The organism is Streptomyces africanus (genome assembly GCF_002150735.1).
Taxonomy (GTDB): Bacteria; Actinomycetota; Actinomycetes; order Streptomycetales; family Streptomycetaceae; genus Streptomyces; species Streptomyces africanus.
Map to the genome: position 1 here is coordinate 25485 of NZ_MUKA01000230.1, position 18227 is coordinate 43711.

General features: G+C 73.2%; 20 protein-coding genes. 12 read left to right on the forward strand and 8 right to left on the reverse strand.

Annotation, left to right across the window (positions count from 1 at the left end; genetic code table 11):
* The gene (locus CCL05_RS27000; RefSeq protein WP_086563097.1) at positions 1-861 is read left to right on the forward strand and encodes a class II fructose-bisphosphate aldolase; all 861 of its coding nucleotides are present in this window, start codon (positions 1-3) and stop codon (positions 859-861) included.
* Here the strand turns inward: CCL05_RS27000 and CCL05_RS27005 are convergent.
* Positions 851-1984: a methyltransferase gene (locus CCL05_RS27005; protein ID WP_086563098.1), complete on the reverse strand. Its 1134-nt coding sequence runs from the start codon at positions 1982-1984 to the stop codon at positions 851-853. The genes CCL05_RS27000 and CCL05_RS27005 overlap by 11 nt on opposite strands.
* A 68-nt stretch (positions 1985-2052) precedes the next feature.
* On the opposite strand from CCL05_RS27005, the gene CCL05_RS27010 reads away from it, so the two are divergent.
* From CCL05_RS27010 to CCL05_RS27040, 7 genes are all read left to right on the forward strand, one after another.
* The gene (locus CCL05_RS27010) at positions 2053-2694 is read left to right on the forward strand and encodes an alpha-ketoglutarate-dependent dioxygenase AlkB family protein (protein WP_086563099.1); all 642 of its coding nucleotides are present in this window, start codon (positions 2053-2055) and stop codon (positions 2692-2694) included.
* Between the two features lie 39 nt (positions 2695-2733).
* Positions 2734-3972 carry an ROK family protein gene (locus CCL05_RS27015; protein ID WP_086563100.1) on the forward strand — a complete coding sequence of 413 codons (1239 nt, stop codon included), beginning with the start codon at positions 2734-2736 and terminating at the stop codon, positions 3970-3972.
* 63 nt (positions 3973-4035) lie between these two features.
* Positions 4036-4620 (forward strand): TetR/AcrR family transcriptional regulator, encoded by a 585-nt coding sequence (locus CCL05_RS27020; RefSeq protein WP_086563121.1) that lies wholly within the window; start codon positions 4036-4038, stop codon positions 4618-4620.
* Between the two features lie 78 nt (positions 4621-4698).
* Positions 4699-6045: an MFS transporter gene (locus CCL05_RS27025; protein ID WP_086563101.1), complete on the forward strand. Its 1347-nt coding sequence runs from the start codon at positions 4699-4701 to the stop codon at positions 6043-6045.
* A gap of 25 nt (positions 6046-6070) precedes the next feature.
* Positions 6071-6829, forward strand: coding sequence for an SDR family NAD(P)-dependent oxidoreductase (locus tag CCL05_RS27030; RefSeq protein WP_086563102.1), 759 nt, complete (start codon positions 6071-6073; stop codon positions 6827-6829).
* A 170-nt stretch (positions 6830-6999) separates the two neighbouring features.
* Positions 7000-7890 (forward strand): NAD(P)-dependent oxidoreductase, encoded by an 891-nt coding sequence (locus CCL05_RS27035; RefSeq protein WP_086563103.1) that lies wholly within the window; start codon positions 7000-7002, stop codon positions 7888-7890.
* An 18-nt stretch (positions 7891-7908) separates the two neighbouring features.
* Complete coding sequence (locus tag CCL05_RS27040; RefSeq protein ID WP_086563104.1) at positions 7909-8331, forward strand: PPOX class F420-dependent oxidoreductase; 423 nt, start codon at positions 7909-7911, stop codon at positions 8329-8331.
* Between the two features lie 18 nt (positions 8332-8349).
* Here the strand turns inward: CCL05_RS27040 and CCL05_RS27045 are convergent, their stop codons facing one another.
* Genes CCL05_RS27045 through CCL05_RS27055 form a run of 3 tightly spaced genes read right to left on the reverse strand, consistent with a single transcriptional unit; the run spans position 8350 to position 10423 of the window.
* Positions 8350-9258 (reverse strand): phosphotriesterase family protein, encoded by a 909-nt coding sequence (locus CCL05_RS27045; RefSeq protein ID WP_086563122.1) that lies wholly within the window; start codon positions 9256-9258, stop codon positions 8350-8352.
* Entirely contained in the window at positions 9255-9833 is a 579-nt protein-coding gene (locus CCL05_RS27050) for a DUF4865 family protein (RefSeq protein WP_086563105.1), read from the reverse strand. Before CCL05_RS27050 ends, CCL05_RS27045 begins: the two co-directional genes overlap by 4 nt.
* 11 nt (positions 9834-9844) lie before the next feature.
* Positions 9845-10423, reverse strand: coding sequence for a TetR/AcrR family transcriptional regulator (locus CCL05_RS27055; protein ID WP_167409622.1), 579 nt, complete (start codon positions 10421-10423; stop codon positions 9845-9847).
* Positions 10424-10595: 172 nt separating this feature from the next.
* Between CCL05_RS27055 and CCL05_RS27060 the strand changes: the two genes are divergently transcribed.
* From CCL05_RS27060 to CCL05_RS27070, 3 genes are read left to right on the forward strand one after another with little or no spacing between them, the layout of a single operon-like run.
* A complete protein-coding gene (locus CCL05_RS27060; RefSeq protein ID WP_086563107.1) occupies positions 10596-10877 on the forward strand; it encodes an SHOCT domain-containing protein in 282 nt (93 codons plus the stop codon).
* Positions 10874-11632, forward strand: a complete 759-nt coding sequence (locus CCL05_RS27065) for an ABC transporter ATP-binding protein (RefSeq protein ID WP_086563108.1) — start codon at positions 10874-10876, stop codon at positions 11630-11632. Before CCL05_RS27060 ends, CCL05_RS27065 begins: the two co-directional genes overlap by 4 nt.
* Complete coding sequence (locus tag CCL05_RS27070) at positions 11629-14190, forward strand: ABC transporter permease (protein ID WP_086563109.1); 2562 nt, start codon at positions 11629-11631, stop codon at positions 14188-14190. Before CCL05_RS27065 ends, CCL05_RS27070 begins: the two co-directional genes overlap by 4 nt.
* Positions 14191-14240: 50 nt before the next feature.
* Here the strand turns inward: CCL05_RS27070 and CCL05_RS27075 are convergent, their stop codons facing one another.
* The gene (locus CCL05_RS27075; RefSeq protein ID WP_086563110.1) at positions 14241-14783 is read right to left on the reverse strand and encodes an ATP-binding protein; all 543 of its coding nucleotides are present in this window, start codon (positions 14781-14783) and stop codon (positions 14241-14243) included.
* A 183-nt stretch (positions 14784-14966) separates the two neighbouring features.
* Positions 14967-15290: a hypothetical protein gene (locus tag CCL05_RS27080; RefSeq protein WP_086563123.1), complete on the reverse strand. Its 324-nt coding sequence runs from the start codon at positions 15288-15290 to the stop codon at positions 14967-14969.
* Between the two features lie 401 nt (positions 15291-15691).
* On the opposite strand from CCL05_RS27080, the gene cds1 reads away from it, so the two are divergent.
* The gene (gene cds1 / locus CCL05_RS27085) at positions 15692-16816 is read left to right on the forward strand and encodes an L-cysteine desulfhydrase Cds1 (RefSeq protein ID WP_086563111.1); all 1125 of its coding nucleotides are present in this window, start codon (positions 15692-15694) and stop codon (positions 16814-16816) included.
* A gap of 30 nt (positions 16817-16846) precedes the next feature.
* Here the strand turns inward: cds1 and CCL05_RS27090 are convergent, their stop codons facing one another.
* Together CCL05_RS27090 and CCL05_RS27095 are read right to left on the reverse strand one after the other, a co-directional pair.
* The gene (locus CCL05_RS27090) at positions 16847-17314 is read right to left on the reverse strand and encodes an SRPBCC family protein (protein ID WP_086563112.1); all 468 of its coding nucleotides are present in this window, start codon (positions 17312-17314) and stop codon (positions 16847-16849) included.
* A gap of 63 nt (positions 17315-17377) precedes the next feature.
* Positions 17378-18211 (reverse strand): DeoR/GlpR family DNA-binding transcription regulator, encoded by an 834-nt coding sequence (locus CCL05_RS27095; protein WP_086563113.1) that lies wholly within the window; start codon positions 18209-18211, stop codon positions 17378-17380.
* Between the last annotated feature and the right edge of the window lie 16 nt (positions 18212-18227).

Sequence of the window (18227 nt, forward strand, 5' to 3'; positions counted from 1 at the left end):
GTGCCCCTCACCACCACCGGCGAGCTCATCACCCGCGCCGCCGCGGCCCGTTCGGCCGTCGCCTCCTTCAACGTCATCACCCTGGAACACGTCGAGGCCGTCATCGCGGGCGCCGAGTCCGTGCCCGCTCCCGTCGTGCTCCAGGTCAGTGAGAACGCGGTCAAGTTCCACGGCGGCCGGCTGTTCCCCCTCGCCCGCGCGGCCGTCGCAGCGGCGGAACGGGCGGCCGTACCCGTCGCGTTGCACCTCGACCACGTGCAGAGCGAGACCCTGCTGCACCAGGCCGCGAAGGCCGGCTTCAGCTCCGTGATGTACGACGCGGCCCGGCTGCCCTACGCGGAGAACCTCGCCGCGACCCGGGCGGCCGCCGACTGGGCCCACGCGCAAGGGCTCTGGATCGAGGCCGAGCTGGGGCAGATCGGGGGCAAGAACGGCAGACCCCCGCTGGACGCGCACGCCCCGGGCGCGCGCACCGACCCCGACGAGGCCCGGGCCTTCGTCGCCGACTCGGGCGTGGACGCCCTGGCCGTCGCCATCGGCAGCGCCCACGCCATGACGACCCGCACCGCCACCCTCGACCACGCCCTCCTCGGGCAACTGTCGGCCGCGCTGGACGTCCCGCTCGTCCTCCATGGCTCTTCCGGCGTCCCGGACGGCGAACTCACGGCGGCGGTCGCGGGCGGCATCTCCAAGGTCAACATCGGCACGGCCCTGAACATCGCCCTGACCGGCGCGATCCGGCAGTTCCTCGCCGACCGCCCCGATACGGTCGACCCGCGCGGCTACCTGACGGTCGCCCGGGAGGCCATGACCCGGACGGTGGCGAGGGCCCTCCAGACGCTGGGCGCGGCTACCGCTTGACGGCCTTCAGCACCACGAACTTCGGGTCGCTCGCCACCAGCCTGCTGTTGCCGAACAGCTTCCGCAGCTTGACGTGGTAGCCCAGATGCCGGTTGCCGATCACCCACAGCTCGCCGCCCGGCCGCAGCGCACGCCGCGCCCCGGTGAACATCCGCCAGGCCGTGGCGTCCGTCGTCGCCTGGTGGGAGTGGAACGGCGGGTTGTTCAGGACCAGGTCGACACTGCCGGACGGCACACCCGCCAGCCCGTCCCCGACCCGGAACTCGGCGTGCCCCGGCACCCCGTTCGCCTTGTACGTCGCCTCCGCCGAGGCCACGGCCTGGAACGACTCGTCCACGAACAGCACCTCGGCCGCCGGATCGGCCAGCGCCACCGCCGTCCCGACCACACCGTTGCCGCACCCCAGGTCCACCACCCGCCGGCCGCCCCCGCCGCTCGGCAGATGCTCCAGGAAGAACCGGGTGCCGATGTCGAGCCGCTCGGCGCAGAAGACACCCGCGTGGTTCACGACGGTGCGCCCCGAGACCGCTCCGATGCCGTCCGGGAGCGTGTAGGCGTACGGCCACGGACTGGCGGGCGGCTCCAGCGCGGGATCCGGCGTGCAGAAGATCAGCCGGGCCTTCTTCTCGGCGAGCGAGGTGCGGGTCGGGCCGAGGATCCGCTCGAACAGCCGCAGCGTCGAGGTGTGGATCTCCTTCACCATGCCCGTGCCCACGACGACCGTCCCCGCGTGCACCGCCGGCGCCAGCCGCAGCAACTGGTCCTCCAGCAGCGCGAGGCTCTTCGGCACCCGCACGAGGAGAACGTCGATACGGCCGGGCGGCGGATCCTGCGTGGTGAGCAGCCGGACCGCGCCGGGCTCGACATCGCGGCGCGCGAGATTGGCCCGGGTCGCCTCCTGGGTCAGGTGGGAATCCGTGATCTGCGCCGGCCGGTGCTCCGCCAGCGCCGTGACCAGGGCACCCCAGCGGTCCCCGACGACCACGACCGTGCCCGACAGCGGGACCCCCTCCTGCGCCAGATACCTCAGCAGGTACTCGTCGGAGGCGTCCCAGGCACGCAGCCTGTCGCGCGGGTCCTCGGGGAAACGGGTCAGCGCGAGCTCGCCCCAGGGCGTCGTCATACGGTCGTTCATCGTGCGTCCAGGCTAGCCGAGCCGCAGCTCAGCCCAGGTCGGGGAGGATGGGATGCATGGACGGCGAACTGTTCCCCCGAGCCCGTACGCAGGTGGCGCCGGGCGCGGTGCACATGCCGGACTGGCTGGACGCCGAACGTCAGCGGGAGCTGCTGGAGGCCTGCCGCACCTGGGCACGCCCACCGGCCGGGCTGCGCACGGTCCGCACCCCCGGCGGCGGCACCATGACCGCCCGGCAGGTCTGTCTCGGCCGGCACTGGTACCCGTACGGCTACGCCGACACGGTCGTCGACGGCGACGGCGCCCCGGTGAAACCGTTCCCCGCGTGGCTGGGCGACCTGGGCCGCCGGGCGGTCCGCGACACCCTCGGCGGACCGGCTCCGGCCTACGACATCGCCCTGATCAACTTCTACGACGCCGACGCCCGGATGGGCATGCACCGCGACAGCGACGAGAAGTCCGACGCGCCGGTGGTGTCGCTGAGCCTCGGCGACACCTGCCTGTTCCGCTTCGGCAACACCGAGACCCGCACCCGGCCCTGGACCGACGTCGAGCTGCGCAGCGGCGACCTGTTCGTCTTCGGCGGGCCGTCCCGGCTCGCCTACCACGGAGTCCCCCGGGTACACGGAGGCACGGCACCGCCCGGTCTCGGCCTGACCGGACGACTCAACATCACGCTCCGGGTCAGCGGCCTCTAGGGCGCCCCCGGCTCTGCGGATCATGGGAGACTCGCCCTCATGAGCGGGAAGGCTGACCCCCGGCCGGCGGGGGATGGGAGCACCTCGAGGACACGGCTGGACCGGGGGCGCGCAGCCCTCGGACCCGCGCTGGAGCTCGTGCACACCGGTCGCGCGCCGACCCGGGCCGTGCTCACCGCCGAACTCGGGGTGACACGGGCGACGGCCGGAGCGGTCGCCGCCGAACTGGAGGCGCTCGGGCTGATCCGGGTCGACGCCCGGCCCGGCGCGGCAGCGGGCTCGCAGGGCCGGCCCTCGCACAAGCTGGCCGTCGCCGAGGACGGGCCCGTCGCGCTCGCCGCGCAGGTGCACGCCGACGGGTTCCGGGCCGCGCTGGTCGGGCTGGGCGGCCGGATCGTCGCCACCGCGCCGGGCTGCGAGGTCGTCGACGCCGACCCGGCGAAGGTGCTCGCCTCCGTCGTCACGGCGGGCGCCGAGCTGCTGCGGGAGACCGGGCGCCGGTGCGTGGGCGCGGGACTCGCCGTACCGTCCGCGGTCGCCGAGCCCGAGGGCCTGGCGCTCAACCCGCTGCACCTGGCCTGGCCCGCGGGCTCGCCCGTCCGGGACATCTTCGCCGAGCAGGTGCGCGCGGCCGGTCTCGACGGACCCGCGTTCGCCGCGAACGACGTCAACCTCGCCGCGCTCGCCGAGCACCGGCACGGCGCCGGACGCGGCGCCCGCGACCTGCTGTGCGTGGCCACCGGCCACCGGGGCGTCGGCGGCGCGCTCGTCCTCGACGGCCGCCTGCACCGGGGCAGTTCGGGCCTCGCGCTGGAGGTCGGCCACCTCACCGTGCACCCCGAGGGCCGCCCCTGCCACTGCGGCAGCCGCGGCTGCCTGGACGTGGAGACCGACCCGCTGGCCTTCCTCACGGCGGCGGGCCGCGAACCCGGCCCCGAGGTGTCCCTGCTCCAGCAGTCCATCGACCTCGTCCGCCACCACTACGACGACCCCGGCGTGCGCACCGCCACCGAGACCCTCATCGACCGGCTCGGCCTCGGACTCGCCGGACTCGTCAACATCCTCAACCCGGACCGCATCATCCTCGGCGGCCTGCACCGCACCCTCCTCGACGCCGACCCCGACCGCCTCCGCGCCGTCGTCGCCGACCGCAGCCTGTGGGGCCAGAGCGGCGGCGTCCCCATCCTGCCGTGCACCCTCGACCACAACAGCCTGGTCGGCGCCGCGGAACTGGCGTGGCAGCCGGTACTGGACGATCCGCTCGGGGCGCTCGCCTAGGCGGACTGGCCCACCCTCGCGATTATTTGACTGATCGTTCTGAATACGCCTATGGTCGTCGGTGTGGCCAGGACCAAGGAATTCGATCCGGACGCCGCACTGCAGTCGGCCCTCGAGCTGTTCTGGCGGTGCGGCTACGAAGCGACGTCGATGAGCGACCTCGTCGAGCATCTCGGCATCGGTCGCGCCAGCATCTACGCGACCTTCGGCAGTAAGCACGAGCTGTACCTGAAGGCCTTGGACCGGTACGCCGAGATGCGCGACCCGCTTCTCCTGGCCGAGCTGTCCCAGCCGGGCCCCGCACTGCCCGCGGTGCGGGCGGTGGTGCGCCGCTTCGCCGCTGAGGCCGCATCCCCGGAAGGCCGGCTGAACGGCTGCTTCGTCACCAATACCGCAGCCGAGTTGGCCCCGCACGACCCCGCGGCGGCCCGTCGGGTCGAGATCAGCTGGGAGCACGTCGAGACCCCACTTCACTCCGCGCTCGTACGCGCCCAGGCTCAGGGTGAGCTGCCCGAGGGCCGTGATCCGCGCGCGCTGGCTCGCATGCTGTTCGTCCTGCTGCAGGGCCTGCGCGTCGTCGGCAAGGCGTCGAACGACCCCGCCCGGGTGCGGGACGCGGCCGAGCAGGCGCTGGCCCTGCTGGACTGAACAGCACCCGCCGCAGCACCGGGCTTCCTTCGGCGTGCCCAAATACTGAACCAATCGGTCAAAAATCAGGGGGGGACCATGACCGCCACGGACGCTGCCCGCGCTGCCGCCGTACGGCAGCGGTGCGCCTTCCTCCTCCTCGGCAGCGTCCAGACCACGCTGATCTTCACGCTTGCCTCGATCGCCGTACCCCTGCCCGCCATCGGGCGCGAATTCGGCCTGCAGCGCGCCGACTTGATCCTGCTCAGCGCCGCCTACGGATTGACCTTTGCCGGACTGCTGCTCTTCGGCGGACGCCTCGCCGACCGCTACGGCGGGCGGCGCGCCCTCACCGCGGGCCTTGTCCTCTTCGCCGCCGCTCTGGCCGTCGCCCCGCTGGCCCCCGGCATCGGGACTCTGCTCGCCGCGCGTTTCGCGCAGGGCGCGGGGGCGGCTCTGATCGCGCCCGCCGCCATGGCCGTACTGCGCGCCGCCTTGCCCTCCTCGGCCGCATACGGCAGGGCGATGGCCACCTGGGGCGGGCTTTCGGTACTCGGCGCGACCGCGGGCAACCTGCTCTCCGGCGTCATCTCGGCGCTGTCGTCCTGGCGTTGTACCTTCGCCGTACCGCTCGTGGTGGCCCTCGCAGCCCTCGCCCTAGCGCCCCGGTTACTGCCGGGCACCACGCCGAGCCTGGGCAGGACTCTCGACCTGCCGGGTGCTCTTCTCGCCACCACCGGGATCACCCTCGCCAGTTACGGGCTCGTCGTCACCGACACCCACCCCTGGTCGTCGGCCGGCGTACTCGTGCCGCTGCTCGCCGGGGCCGCGCTGCTGGTCGGGTTCAGGTATGCCGAGCGCCGCGCCCCCGACCCACTGCTGCCGCCCCGCTTCCTGCTCGACCGGCGGCGAGGCCTCGCCCTCGCCGCCGTCGCACTGAGCGCCTGCGCAACCTCGATGACCTTCGTGGTCCTCTCGCTCCACCTCCAGCAGGTGCGCGATTGGTCACCGCTGCAGACCTCGGCGGCGTTCGTACCGTTCGCTGTTGCGCTGATCGTCTCCGGCCGTGCGGCAGGACATCTCATCGGCCGGTACGGGGCCCGAACCGTCACAGCCGCCGGACTCGCCATCGCCGCGGCCGGGCTCGCTCTCCTCGCGCTCACCGGTACCGACACGAACATCCCGTACGGGTATGGACTGTTGCCGGGCCTCGTGCCGCTGCCGGCCGGCACGGCGGTCGCCTTCGCAGGAGCCGCCGTACTCACCACGGAAGGGGTGCCGCAGCACCAGACCGGGCTCGCGGGCGGCGTGCTGAACACAGCGATGGAATCCGGTCCGACGGTCCTGTTCGCGATCCTGCTCACGCTCGGCGGCGATGCCGCCTCCCTGGCCTCGACCGGGGTTGCTCTCGCCGCCGTCGCCCTCCTGATCCACCGCACCAAGTAACCCATCGCTCAAGGGAGTCATCGAAATGAACCGCTTCACCGGCAAGACCGTCCTCGTCACCGGCGCGGGTTCCGGCCTCGGCCGCGCGATGGCGCTCGCATTCGCCGCCGAGGGCGCATCCGTGGTCGTCGCGGGACGCACCCCGGCTTCCCTGGAGGAGACGGCCGGTCTCATCGAGGCCGTCGGCGGCGCGGTCACCGCCGTCACCGCCGATGTCACCGACTCCGACCAGCTCCACAACCTCGTGTGCGAGAGCGTCACCCGCTTCGGCGGGCTGGACATCGCGGTCAACAACGCCGGGATACTCCGCGGCACCGTGCCCGTCGGAGAGGTGAGCGAGGAGGACTGGGACGCGGTGCTGCGGACCAATGTCACCGGGGTCTGGCTGGCCATGAAGCACGAGATCGCGCACATGAAGGAGAACGGCGGTGGGACCATCGTCAACATCTCCTCCAACCTGGGAGCACACCGGCGCATCCCCAACGCCGCCGCGTACATCGCGTCGAAGGCGGCGGTCTCCGCGCTGACCCGTGCCGCCGCACTCGACCACATCCACCAGGGCATCCGCATCAACGCGGTCAGCCCCGGTGCCTCGGCCGCTCCCATGTCGCTGCGGCCCGGCGAGACCGAGGCCGACCGTGCCCGGCGCATGAAGACGGAGAACCCGCTCGGCAGGGTCGCGGAGGCCGAAGAAGTGGCGGCCGCGGTGCTCTATCTCGCCTCGCCCGCGGCCGGTGCGGTGGTCGGCGCCGACCTGGTGATCGACAGTGGGGCCTCGGCCTGACGGTCCGTGGCCTTCGACGACACCCTTCCGGACCCGAATCCGGTGCCCGACGGACATCAGGCACGGCTCGACGGGCGTGTCCGCGCCGCTTCCGGGAAGGCTGGCGCGTGAGCGGGCAGGCTGGATCGCAGGCGGCTCGCCCGCACCGTACGTACGAGGAAGTTGACGTCATGACCGACAAGCTCACCGTGAGCGTCCTGGGCACCGGCATCATGGGCGCCGCGATGGCCCGCAACCTGGCGCGCGCCGGGTACACCGTGCACGCCTGGAACCGCACCCGTGCCAAGGCCGAGCCGCTGGCCGCCGAGGGCGTGCACATCGCCGACACCCCCGCGCAGGCGGTCCGGGACACCGACGTCGTCCTGACCATGCTCTACGACGGCCCCGCCGCCCTGGACGCGATGCGGGAGGCCGCCCCGGCCCTGCGCCCGGGTGCCGCCTGGGTGCAGTCCACGACCGCCGGTGTCGAGGCCATCGGCGGCCTCGCCGCCTTCGCCCGCGAGCACGGCCTGGTCTTCTACGACGCGCCCGTGCTGGGCACCCGCCAGCCCGCCGAGGCCGGGCAGCTCACCGTGCTCGCCGCCGGCCCCGTCGAGGGCAGGGACGCGGTGACGCCCGTGTTCGACGCCGTCGGCGCCCGCACCGTGTGGGCCGGCGAGGACGGGGCGGCCGGCGGCGCCACCCGGCTGAAGCTGGTCGCCAACAGCTGGGTCCTCGCCGTGACGGCAGCCGCCGGTGAGGCCCTGGCACTGGCGAAGGCCCTCGACGTCGACCCGCGCGGTTTCCTCGACCTCATCGCCGGCGGCCCGCTCGACATGGGCTATCTGCACGCCAAGTCCGGCATGGTCCTCGAAGACCGGCTCACCCCGCCCCAGTTCGCGGTGACCACCGCCGCCAAGGACGCCCGCCTCATCGTCGAGGCCGGTGCGGACCACGGCGTCCGCCTGGACGTGGCCGAAGCCGCCGCCGCCCGCATGGAGCGTGCCGCCGCCCAGGGCCACGGCGACGAGGACATGGTCGCCGCCTACTTCGCCAGTTTCGACGACAACCCGTCCGCCTGATCACCCGGGAGGTTCCCCATGTCCAAGCCGCCGCTGCCGCCCGAGGCCGAAGCTCTGCTGAGCCGGCCCAACCCGTGCGTCATGGCCACGCTGCGCTCCGACGGCACACCGGTCTCCACCGCCACCTGGTACGCGTGGAAGGACGGCCGGGTGCTGATCAACCTCGACGCGGGCCGGGTCCGCCTGAAGCATCTGCGCCGCGACCCGCGCGTGACGCTCACCGTCCTCGCCGACGACAACTGGTACACCCACATCACCCTCATCGGCCGCGTCACCGAGATGTACGACGACGAGGACCTGGCCGACATCGACCTGCTCTCCCGGCACTACGGGGGCAAGCCCTACCCGAACCGCGTCCGGCCCCGGGTCAGCGCCTGGATCGAGGTCGACCGCTGGCACGGATGGGGTGAGATGAAGGACAACGACCAGGCCGCGGGCTGAGACCGGCGGGCCACGCCGTCAGCGCCACTCCACCGCGAACGCCCGGCCCGGGTTCTGAGTGAGGACGCGCTCCACCAGGTCCTCGCCCACCGCCCGGACGAGCCGCGGGCGCACCCGGCGCAGCAGATACGGCATCCCGGGGCCGCCGCCCACCGAGCGGGCGGCGGCCGTCGTGGTGTCCGCGCCCAGCAGCAGCCGGTCGCCGAACCCGGCGTCGGCGAGGGCCCGTACGGCGTCCGGCATCCGCCAGTCCGTGGCGTGGTGGGCGTGCGACGGGCCGTCGAAGGCCAGATAGCAGCCGGACTCCGCGGCCTGCCGGTGCAGCACCAGGTCGGGGGAGCGGTTCAGGTGCCCGAGCACCACGCGCTGCGGCGGCACCCCCAACGGGCCGCACAGCAGGTCCAGTACGTCCAGCGCACCGGTGCCCAGCTCCAGATGTACGGCGATGGTCACGCCCGTGGCGTGATGCGCCTCGGCCGCCGCCGTCATCGTCCAGCGGGCGTGCGCGTCCAGGGCGTGGAAACCGCCCGCGACCTTGACGAGCCCCGCCCGGACCCCCGACGTGCCGATGCCCTCGGTGAGTTCGGAGACGAAGAGGTCGGCGAGCCGGCCGCGCAGCCCCTTCAGCGTGTCCTCGTCGTAGTGGACGGCCTGGTGCAGCCCGGTCGCCGCGACCACGTGCACCCCGGTCTCCCGGGACAGCGGCGGCAGATCGGCGGCCCGCCGCCCGAGCCCGTACGGCGTCCACTGCACCACGGCACCGCCGCCCTGTTCCCGGAACGCGGCCAGCTCCGCGCGCGCCGCCGCCACGCTGCGCAGCTCCTGGCCGGGCAGCCGGGGACTGCCGAAGAACAGGTGGTCGTGGGCGTCGCACACGCCCAGGTCCCCGGGCGGCACGTCGCCCAGCACCGTGCGGACCGCGCTCACCACCGGCGCCCCCGGGGCAGCCGGTCCCGGCCCGGTGCCGACAGGTGCAGCACCTCGAACACGTCGCCCTCGGCCTTCGGGGTGTCGTGTTCCCAGAGGGAGAAGTGCACCAGCTCCCAGCGGCTCGTGTCGACGGCCGCCGCGGCGAGCAGGGCCCCGTCCTGCGCCGCCAGCCGCCGGACCTCCCGCACGGCGTCCTCCGCCGCCTCGGCCAACAGGCCCGTGGCGGGGACGGGTTGGCGGCGCCGTACCGCGAACCGCGCGTGCGCCCCGGCCCCTTCCTCGTACGCGAGTCCCGTCCACTGCCGTACGGACGGCCGCCCGAAGTCGTCGCTGAGCCCCTGGAACCCGCCGCCCCAGAGGAAGGCGTTCATGCCGTCGACGGTGTTCCACAGATAGAAGGGCGCGTACTGGTTGACCGGCGAGCCGCGCAGACCGCGCTCGCGCGCCAGATAGGCCTTGAAGCCGAGCCCGTCCCAGTCGTCGAGCAGATGCCCCAGGCGGGCGACCCGGTCGCGGACGACGCCCATGTCGTAATCGGCGGGCAGGGTGAGCTCGTACTGCATGGCGTGCATTCAGGCCCTCCTCAGGCGGGACGGGGTGCCAGCAGGGACAGCAGCCCCCGCACCCCCGCGTCGAACGCGGCGGGGGAGCCGGAGGCGCGGGCCAGGACGTAACCGCCCTGGACGGTCGCGACGACCGCCGCGGCGATCTCCCCGCCGTCCAGCGAGGGCACGAACTGGCCCTGCTCCTTGCCCTCTTCGACGATCCCGGCGATCCGCTCCCGGATCCAGTCGAGCGTCTCGTCGACCGGGGCGCGCAGCTCGGCGCTGGCGATCACGTCCGGGTCCATGGCCAGCCGGCCGACCGGGCAGCCACGCAGCACGTCCCGCTCGCGCCGCAGATATGCCGCGATGCGCTCGTACGGCGTTCCCGGGCCGTCGAGTACTCCCGCGGCGGTAGCCCGCATCTCCTCGGCGGTCCGCCGGATCGCGGCCAGCGCGAGGTCGGGCTTGCCCTTGAAGTGGTGGTACATGCTGCCCTGCCCGGCGCCCGCGCGCTCCAGGATCGCCTTGGGGCTCGTTCCCACGTAGCCGCGCTCCCACAGCAGCTCGCGCGTGGACTCGATCAGCCGTTCCGAGGTGCTCATGACCGCACTGTACATACCAGTAGGTACAGAAGTCGAGGGCCGGGGGAGCAGCCCGGCAACGCCCGTCTACTCCTCGCGAGGTACGCGCACTGCCGCTGGCCGTACGACGACCTGGGACCCCCCACGGGGCGACGCTCGGAAGCGACACACAGGACATCGCAGCAACGCGTCCGAGGAGTTGAACGACATGCAGACCCTGGCGAACTTCGGTGACGGCGGCCCCGGCCCCTGGATCCTGCTCTTCCCGGTGATCTGGGCCCTGGTCATCGGCGGCGGCATCGCGCTGCTGCGCCGCACGGTGTGGCGCGGCCGCCGCGGCGGCACCTGGCGGCAGCCCCCGGCCGGGAACGACTCGCCCATCACCGTGCTCGGACACCGCTTCGCCTCCGGCGAGATCGACGAGGACGAGTACTGGCGCCGGCTGTCCGTGCTGAACGAGGAGTTCGGCCGCAAGGGAGGTGCGGCATGACCACGACGACCGCCACGACGGCCACGCGGCCCGCCGCCCGGGTCGTCGACGCGGTGAAGGTGTACGGCGGTGGCGACACCGCCGTACGCGCCCTCGACGGCGTGACCGTGAGCTTCCCGGCCGGCCGCTTCACCGCGATCATGGGGCCCTCGGGCTCCGGCAAGTCCACCCTGATGCACTGCGCGGCCGGTCTGGACACGCTCACCTCGGGCACCGCCCGCATCGGCGACACCGACCTGGGCGGCCTCGACGACCGCCGCCTCACGCTCCTGCGCCGCGACCGCGTGGGCTTCGTGTTCCAGGCGTACAACCTGGTGCCGACCCTCACCGTCGCGGAGAACATCAGGCTGCCCCTGGACCTGGCGGGCGGCCGGGGCGACCAGGAATGGATCGACGCGCTGATCGACGTCGTCGGACTGCGCGACCGGCTCCACCACCGGCCCGCCGAACTCTCCGGCGGACAGCAGCAACGCGTGGCCGTGGCCCGGGCGTTCGCCGGCCGGCCGGACGTCGTCTTCGCCGACGAGCCGACCGGCAACCTCGACTCGCGCTCCGGCGAGGAGGTGCTGGGCCTGCTCGGCCGCGCCGTACGCCGGACGCGGCGCACGGTCGTCATGGTGACCCACGACCCCGTGGCCGCCGCGCACGCCGACGAGGTCGTCTTCCTCGCTGACGGACGCCTGGTCGACCGCATGGAGTCCCCGACCGCCGACCGGGTCCTGGACCGGATGAAGGCTTTCGAGGTGCCCTCATGAACGCCGCCGTCCGCCTGAGTGTGTCCTCCCTGCGCGCCCACCGGCGGCGCTTCGCCGGTACGTTCCTCGCCGTGTTCCTGGGCGTGGCGTTCCTGGCCGGGACGCTCGTCATGGGCGACACGCTGCGCGCCGGTTTCGACTCGATGTTCGGCAAGGCGGCCGGCGGCACCGACGCCGTGGTCCGCAGCGCCGACGCCATCACCACGCCCGGAGAGAGCCAGGGCGTACGGCAGCCGGTCGCCACCGGCCTGGTCAGGACCGTCGAGAAGGTCCCGGGCGTCGCTGCCGCGGCGCCGAACATCCAGGGCGCCGGGCAGCTCGTGGGCGCGAACGGCGATCCGATCGGCGGCCAGGGCCCGCCCACCCTCGCCGGCAACTGGATCACCGACCCGCAGCTCAACCCGTACCGGCTCGCCGAGGGGCGCGCACCGCGGAAGTCCGGCGAGGTCGTCGTCAACCGCGGTACCGCCGAGAAGGGCGGCCTGAAGATCGGCGACACGACCACCCTGCGCACCCCCGACCCGGTCCGGGTGACCATCGTCGGCCTCGCCACCTTCGCCGGTGAGGACGGCATGGCACAGGTGACCTTCACCGGGATGACCGCGGCCGACGCGGAGAAGTACCTCACGGCCCGGCCCGGCGAGGCGGCGAGCATCCAGGTGCGGGCCGGCCCCGGCGTGAGCCAGCGGGAGCTCGTCGACCGGCTGAGCCCCGCCCTGCCCCAGGGCGTCGAGGCGATCACCGGCCAGGAGTCGGCCGAGGAGAACAACGAGATGATCTCCAGCCAGTTCCTGGACATCTTCACGCTGTTCCTGCTGGTGTTCTCCGGCGTCGCCCTGCTGGTGGCGACCTTCTCCATCCACAACACCTTCGCCATCGTCGTCGCCCAACGCACCCGCGAGAACGCCCTGTTGCGGGCGCTGGGCGCCTCCCGCCGCCAGGTCACCGCGACCACCCTGGTGGAGGCCACCGCCGTGGCCGTGACCGCGTCCCTGGCCGGCCTGGCGGGCGGCATCGGCATCGCGGCCGGGCTCCAGGCACTGTTCCCGGCCATCGGCTTCCCGTTCCCCGAGGGCGACCTGGTGGTCAAGGGCCTGTCCCTGGCGCTGCCGCTGGCCGTCGGCATCGTGGTCTGCCTGGGTTCCGCCCTGCTGCCCGCCGTACGCGCCGGCCGCACCGCACCGCTGGCCGCCCTGCGCGAGACGGCCGTCGACACCTCCGGCGCGTCCCGGCTGCGGGCGGTCACCGGCACGGGCCTGATCGCGCTGGCCCTCGCCCTCACCCTGGCCGGTGTCCTCGTGTCGCCGTCCGTCTGGCTGGCGGGTTCCGGCGCCGCGCTGGCCCTGGTCGCGTTCGTGGTGCTCGGCCCGGTCGCCTCCACAACCGCCGTCCGGATCCTCGGCAGCCCGCTCACTCGGCTGCGCGGTGTCACCGGCGCGCTGGCCCGGCAGGGCGCCCTGCGCAGCCCGAAGCGCACCGCGGCCACCGCCAGTGCCCTGATGATCGGCGTGGCCGTCGTGTCGCTGTTCACGGTGTTCGGCGCCTCGCTGAAGGCCACCATGGACCAGACCGTGTCCCGGTCCTTCGCGGGCGACGTCGCCGTCAGCGCCCCGTCCTTCGGCGCGGGCGGCAGCGGCCTGAGCCCGAGGCTGGCCGGCGCGGTCCAGGAGCTGCCCGAGGTGAACACGGCGGTCGGACTCGGCCGCGGTGTCGCCGAGGTCGACGGCGAGGGCCGGGCCCTCACGGTCACCGACCCGGCCGCCCTGGAACGCACCTTCGACCTCGGCAGGGTAGACGGCTCCCTGCGCGGCCTCGGCACCGACGGCCTCGCCATCACCGAGAAGGAAGCCGCCAGGCAGCACCTCACCACCGGTGAGAAGGCACAGCTCACCTTCACCGACGGAAGGAAGGAGACGTTCACCGTCCGCGCGGTCTACGGGCAGTCCGAACTCGCCGGCGACTACGTCATCACCCGCGCCGCCTGGGCCCCGCACCGCACCCAGGACTCCGACACCCTCGTCGCCGTCACGTTCAAGGACGGCGTGAGCCCCGACGCGGGCAAGACGGCGGTGGAGAAGACCGCCGCCCGGTACGGCAACCCGGAGGTCCAGACCCGCGACGAGTACGCGCAGTCCTCGGCCGGTGGCATCGACATGATGCTCACCCTGGTCTACGCCCTGCTCGCCCTCGCGGTGGTCATCGCGCTCCTCGGCATCGCCAACACCCTGACCCTGGCGATCCACGAACGCACCCGCGAACTGGGCCTGCTGCGGGCCGTCGGCCAGACCCGCTCCCAGCTGCGGGCCATGGTCCGCTGGGAGTCGGTCCTGGTCGCCGCCTTCGGCACGGCCGGCGGGCTCAGCCTCGGCGCCTTCCTCGGCTGGGTCCTCGTCAGGGCCTCGGACGGCAGCAGCGACAGCGACTTCGCCTTCGCCGTGCCGCCCGCGCAGCTCGCGGTCGTGGCCCTCGTGGGTCTCGCGGCCGGCGCCCTCGCGGGGCTGCGCCCGGCCCGGCGCGCGGCACGCCTGGACGTCCTGCGGGCCATCGCCACCGAGTGACCCCGGGGGCCGCCCGCGCGACCCCCGGGCGAACGGTGGTCACCGCCCGGTCAACCGGCAACGGCGGACCGGGCGGGAGCATGTTCGGGCCGCAGCCCGTCGGCGGCGAGCCCCACCTCCGCGAACCTGCGCGCGGGTTTCTCCTGGACGACGTGCCGCGCCCGGCGCGACGGCGCCGCCACCGCGGGGGAGGTCGTCGGAAGGGTGAACCACACGACCTTGCCGGACTCGCCGTCCGGCCGGACGCCCCAGCTCTCGCTCATGGCGGCCACCATCGCGAGCCCGCGCCCGCAGGTCGCCAGCGGCGCGATGTCCTGAGGGTCGTCCACCACGGGCATCCGCGGGTCGTGGTCGCGCACCGAGACCGTGAGCCGGTCGAGCAGCAGCTCTATCTCGACCGTGCACGTCTTGTCGGGCTGGGCATGCCGGTGGACGTTGGACAGCAGCTCCGTCACCCCGAGCGAGGCCCGGTCGATCAGAGCGTCCAGATGCCAGTAGCGCAACTGCGCAGAGACGATTCTGCGGACCTGGCCGATCCGCGACGGCAGGGCTTGGAGCTCCACCGTGCAGTGCCTGCTTGGATAGCTGATCACGGCTGCGACTCCCCGACGTGAGGTCCGGAAGAACACGGAGTTCGGATCCAGCAGGGCGCCTTGGTGACGCTGTCGCCCGCTGTCGTGGCCGGCGGGCTGGTTCGCAGCGTTATCGCCGGTAAACCCAGAGTGACGTGAGACCAGAGTGACGCAGGGGGTGGGGGACCGCAACTCGCGGACATCTCAGCCGCCGCGCCCCGCCGCCCGGCGCACGGCCTCGATGAAGCGCCGCGCCGCCGGCGGGCCGGGTTCGCCCGGAGCGGGGTCGTGATCGCCCAGGGTGAGCAGGTACCGGTTGCCGTTGAGATCCGCCGTGGCCCGGTCATCGGGGCCGAACCAGGGCTTGGAAGCGCGCACCGCCTGCACCGGCGCGCTGTCGATCTCACTGCCGTAACTGGTCAGCAGCTCGAGCCGGCCGTCGCTGATCCGGACCTGGCCGGCCCGGGTGAGCGAACGCAGCCGCTTCCCGATCCGCACGCCCGTGGCCCTGAACTCCGGCTCCGCCATGCCACCCGCCCCCTTGTGCGCGTCGGTGCACCGGCCCGCCCGCTGCGCGGTACCCGGCACAGGCTCGTGTCCTGATCCAGTGTGCCCCGTCCGGAGGCCTGCTCCGGTGGTGCGTCGTACCCCTTGCCGGTACCCCGTCCGGAGATCCGGTCCCGCGGTGAAGTCTGCCCCCGCCCGGCGTCGAGCACCAGTACAGCAGACCCTCTCTCCAGGGGGCGCCCGGAGCACACACGCAAGTGCGCCCCCTGGACCGCGCGCCCCCTTGCACCGGCTCTGCCCCAGGGGGCGCTTTGGGGGGCTCAAAGGTGCGTTTATGCAGGTGAGAAGCGTGCGCCAGGTGCTTATGATCGGGGTGTCGGCCGCGCGACGCGTCGTCGGCGCGCAGCGTTAGGAGCCCCCTCGTGAGCACCCCCCGGCAGACCCGGACCGGCGTCACCCTCGACGTCGACCACAGCGACACCGCCTACCGCGCATGGCTGAAAGAAGCCGTCCGCAGAGTCCAGGCCGACGCCAACCGCTCGGCCGACACGCATCTCCTCCACTTCCCCCTGCCCGAGGGGTGGGGCGTCGACCTGTACCTGAAGGACGAGTCCACCCACCCCACCGGCAGCCTCAAACACCGGCTCGCCCGCTCCCTCTTCCTCTACGGCCTCTGCAATGGCTGGATCCGGCCGGACCGCCCGGTGATCGAGGCCTCCAGCGGCTCGACGGCCGTCTCCGAGGCGTACTTCGCGAAGCTCATCGGCGTGCCCTTCATCGCCGTCATGCCGCGCACGACGAGCCCCGAGAAGATCCGCCTCATCGAGTTCCACGCCGGGCAGTGCCACTTCGTGGACGACCCCCGCACGATGTACGAGGAGTCCGCCCGACTCGCGGCCGAGACCGGCGGCCACTACATGGACCAGTTCACCTACGCCGAACGGGCCACGGACTGGCGCGGCAACAACAACATCGCCGAGTCCATCTTCCGGCAGCTGCGCCGGGAGCGGTTCCCCGAGCCGGCGTGGATCGTCGCCACGGCGGGCACCGGCGGCACCTCGGCGACCCTCGCGCGCTACGTGCACTACATGCAGTACGACACCCGCGTCTGCGTGGCCGACCCCGAGAACTCGTGCTTCTTCGAGGGCTGGACCACCGGCGATCCGGACGTCACCTGCGACTGCGGCTCCCGCATCGAGGGCATCGGCCGGCCCCGTATGGAACCGAGCTTCGTGCCCGGCGCGATCGACCGGATGATGAAGGTGCCCGACGCGGCCAGTGTCGCCGCGGTACGGGCACTGGAGCGCGCCATCGGCCGCAAGGCGGGCGGCTCGACCGGCACGGGCCTGTGGAGCGCGCTGAAGATCGTCGCGGAGATGGTGGCCGAGGGGCGGCAGGGGAGTGTCGTGACGCTGCTGTGCGACCCGGGGGACCGGTATCTCGACAAGTACTACTCGGACGCCTGGGTGGCCGCGCAGGGACTGGACATCGGGCCGTACACGGCCGCGATCGACTCGCTGCTGGAGACGGGCGTCTGGCCGGACTGAGACGACACGCCGGGCCCGTGGCGCGAGGCGCTACGCCGTCAGCCTCCGGTCCAGCGCCGTGACGGCGTCCCGGAAGGCCTTGACCTGAGCCGCCCGTACCGGCTTCATGGCGAGCCGGTACGCCGCCGTCCCGTCGGTCGCGAACGTCCACCGCACCCGGGTGCCGGTACCGGCCGGGGCGAGCCGCCACTCCTCGGCGATCGCGCGCATCCCGGGCACGCTGGAGACGTCGACGCGATAGGCGTACACCTCGGGTGCCTCCGCCGCGATGATCGACTCCCGGAACCGGAGGCCACCCACGAGCCGGATGTCGCGCCCCTTCCCGCCGTCGACCGGGCGGGCGGCCGTCACCTGGGGAAACCACTCGACCCAGCCGGGCACGTCCTCCAGTGCCCGGTAGACCGCCTCCACCGGAGCGGAGATCACCAGCTCGGAGACGTGCCGTACGGGCGCGATCGCGATGAAGTCGAGCCCGACGGGGCGCAGACGGTGAGCCATGGACGAAGCCCTCCTGCAGGGGAGCGGGCGATGACCGGCAGCGTCACCCTAGCTGGCGGCCCGTCAGATGTCTGCCCCGTCCTCCTCGGGCTCCCCGGCCACCACCAGCCGTCGCAGATGCTCCACGACCACACCGCGCGCCTCGTCCGGCAGGCCGGCGTCCGTCACGAGCGTGTCGATCCGCTCCAGCGAGGCGAACGAACTCAGGCCCACCTTGCCCCACTTGGTGTGGTCGGCGACCACCACGACCCGCCGGGCCGACTGCACGAGCCGCCGGTTCGTCTCCGCCTCCGCGAGGTTCGGCGTCGACAGGCCGGCCTCGACCGATATGCCGTGCACCCCGAGGAACAGCAGGTCGAAGTGGAGCGCCGCGATCGCCTGGTCGGCCACCGGCCCCACCAGCGAGTCGGACGGGGTGCGCACCCCGCCGGTCAGCACGACCGTCGCCGCGCCCTGCCGTGGACCCGAGGTGCGCTGCGCCGCGTGGAAGACGTCGGCCACCCGCACCGAGTTGGTCACCACCGTCAGGTCCGGCACGTCCAGCAACTGCTGCGCCAGCGCGAATGTCGTCGTGCCGCCGGACAGGGCGATCGCCGCGCCCGGCGCGACCAGCTTGGCCGCGGCCCGCGCGATGTCCTCCTTGGCGGTCAGCTCCAGCCCCGACTTGGCCTCGAAGCCCGGTTCGTGCGTACTCGCCTCGACCACCGGGACCGCGCCGCCGTGCACCTTCTCCAGCACGCCCTGACGGGCGAGCGCGTCGAGGTCGCGGCGGACCGTCATGTCCGACACGCCGAGCTTGCGCGTCAGCTCGTTGACCCGGACCCCGCCCCGGCGGCGGACCTCGTCGAGGATCAGGGATCGCCGCTGCTCCGCGAGGAGGTTCTGATTCTCGCTCACGTACGCTCCGGTCCTT

Bases quoted from the DNA above. Each gene is read 5' to 3' on its own strand.
- CCL05_RS27080 (WP_086563123.1), bottom strand. From the start codon at position 15,290: ATGGCGGAGCCGGAGTTCAGGGCCACGGGCGTGCGGATCGGGAAGCGG.
- CCL05_RS27030 (WP_086563102.1), top strand. From the start codon at position 6,071: ATGAACCGCTTCACCGGCAAGACCGTCCTCGTCACCGGCGCGGGTTCC.
- CCL05_RS27065 (WP_086563108.1), top strand. From the start codon at position 10,874: ATGACCACGACGACCGCCACGACGGCCACGCGGCCCGCCGCCCGGGTC.
- CCL05_RS27035 (WP_086563103.1), top strand. From the start codon at position 7,000: ATGACCGACAAGCTCACCGTGAGCGTCCTGGGCACCGGCATCATGGGC.
- CCL05_RS27070 (WP_086563109.1), top strand. From the start codon at position 11,629: ATGAACGCCGCCGTCCGCCTGAGTGTGTCCTCCCTGCGCGCCCACCGG.
- CCL05_RS27090 (WP_086563112.1), bottom strand. From the start codon at position 17,314: ATGGCTCACCGTCTGCGCCCCGTCGGGCTCGACTTCATCGCGATCGCG.
- CCL05_RS27055 (WP_167409622.1), bottom strand. From the start codon at position 10,423: ATGTACAGTGCGGTCATGAGCACCTCGGAACGGCTGATCGAGTCCACG.
- CCL05_RS27050 (WP_086563105.1), bottom strand. From the start codon at position 9,833: ATGCACGCCATGCAGTACGAGCTCACCCTGCCCGCCGATTACGACATG.
- CCL05_RS27010 (WP_086563099.1), top strand. From the start codon at position 2,053: ATGGACGGCGAACTGTTCCCCCGAGCCCGTACGCAGGTGGCGCCGGGC.
- CCL05_RS27040 (WP_086563104.1), top strand. From the start codon at position 7,909: ATGTCCAAGCCGCCGCTGCCGCCCGAGGCCGAAGCTCTGCTGAGCCGG.
- CCL05_RS27025 (WP_086563101.1), top strand. From the start codon at position 4,699: ATGACCGCCACGGACGCTGCCCGCGCTGCCGCCGTACGGCAGCGGTGC.
- CCL05_RS27005 (WP_086563098.1), bottom strand. From the start codon at position 1,984: ATGACGACGCCCTGGGGCGAGCTCGCGCTGACCCGTTTCCCCGAGGAC.
- CCL05_RS27060 (WP_086563107.1), top strand. From the start codon at position 10,596: ATGCAGACCCTGGCGAACTTCGGTGACGGCGGCCCCGGCCCCTGGATC.
- CCL05_RS27015 (WP_086563100.1), top strand. From the start codon at position 2,734: ATGAGCGGGAAGGCTGACCCCCGGCCGGCGGGGGATGGGAGCACCTCG.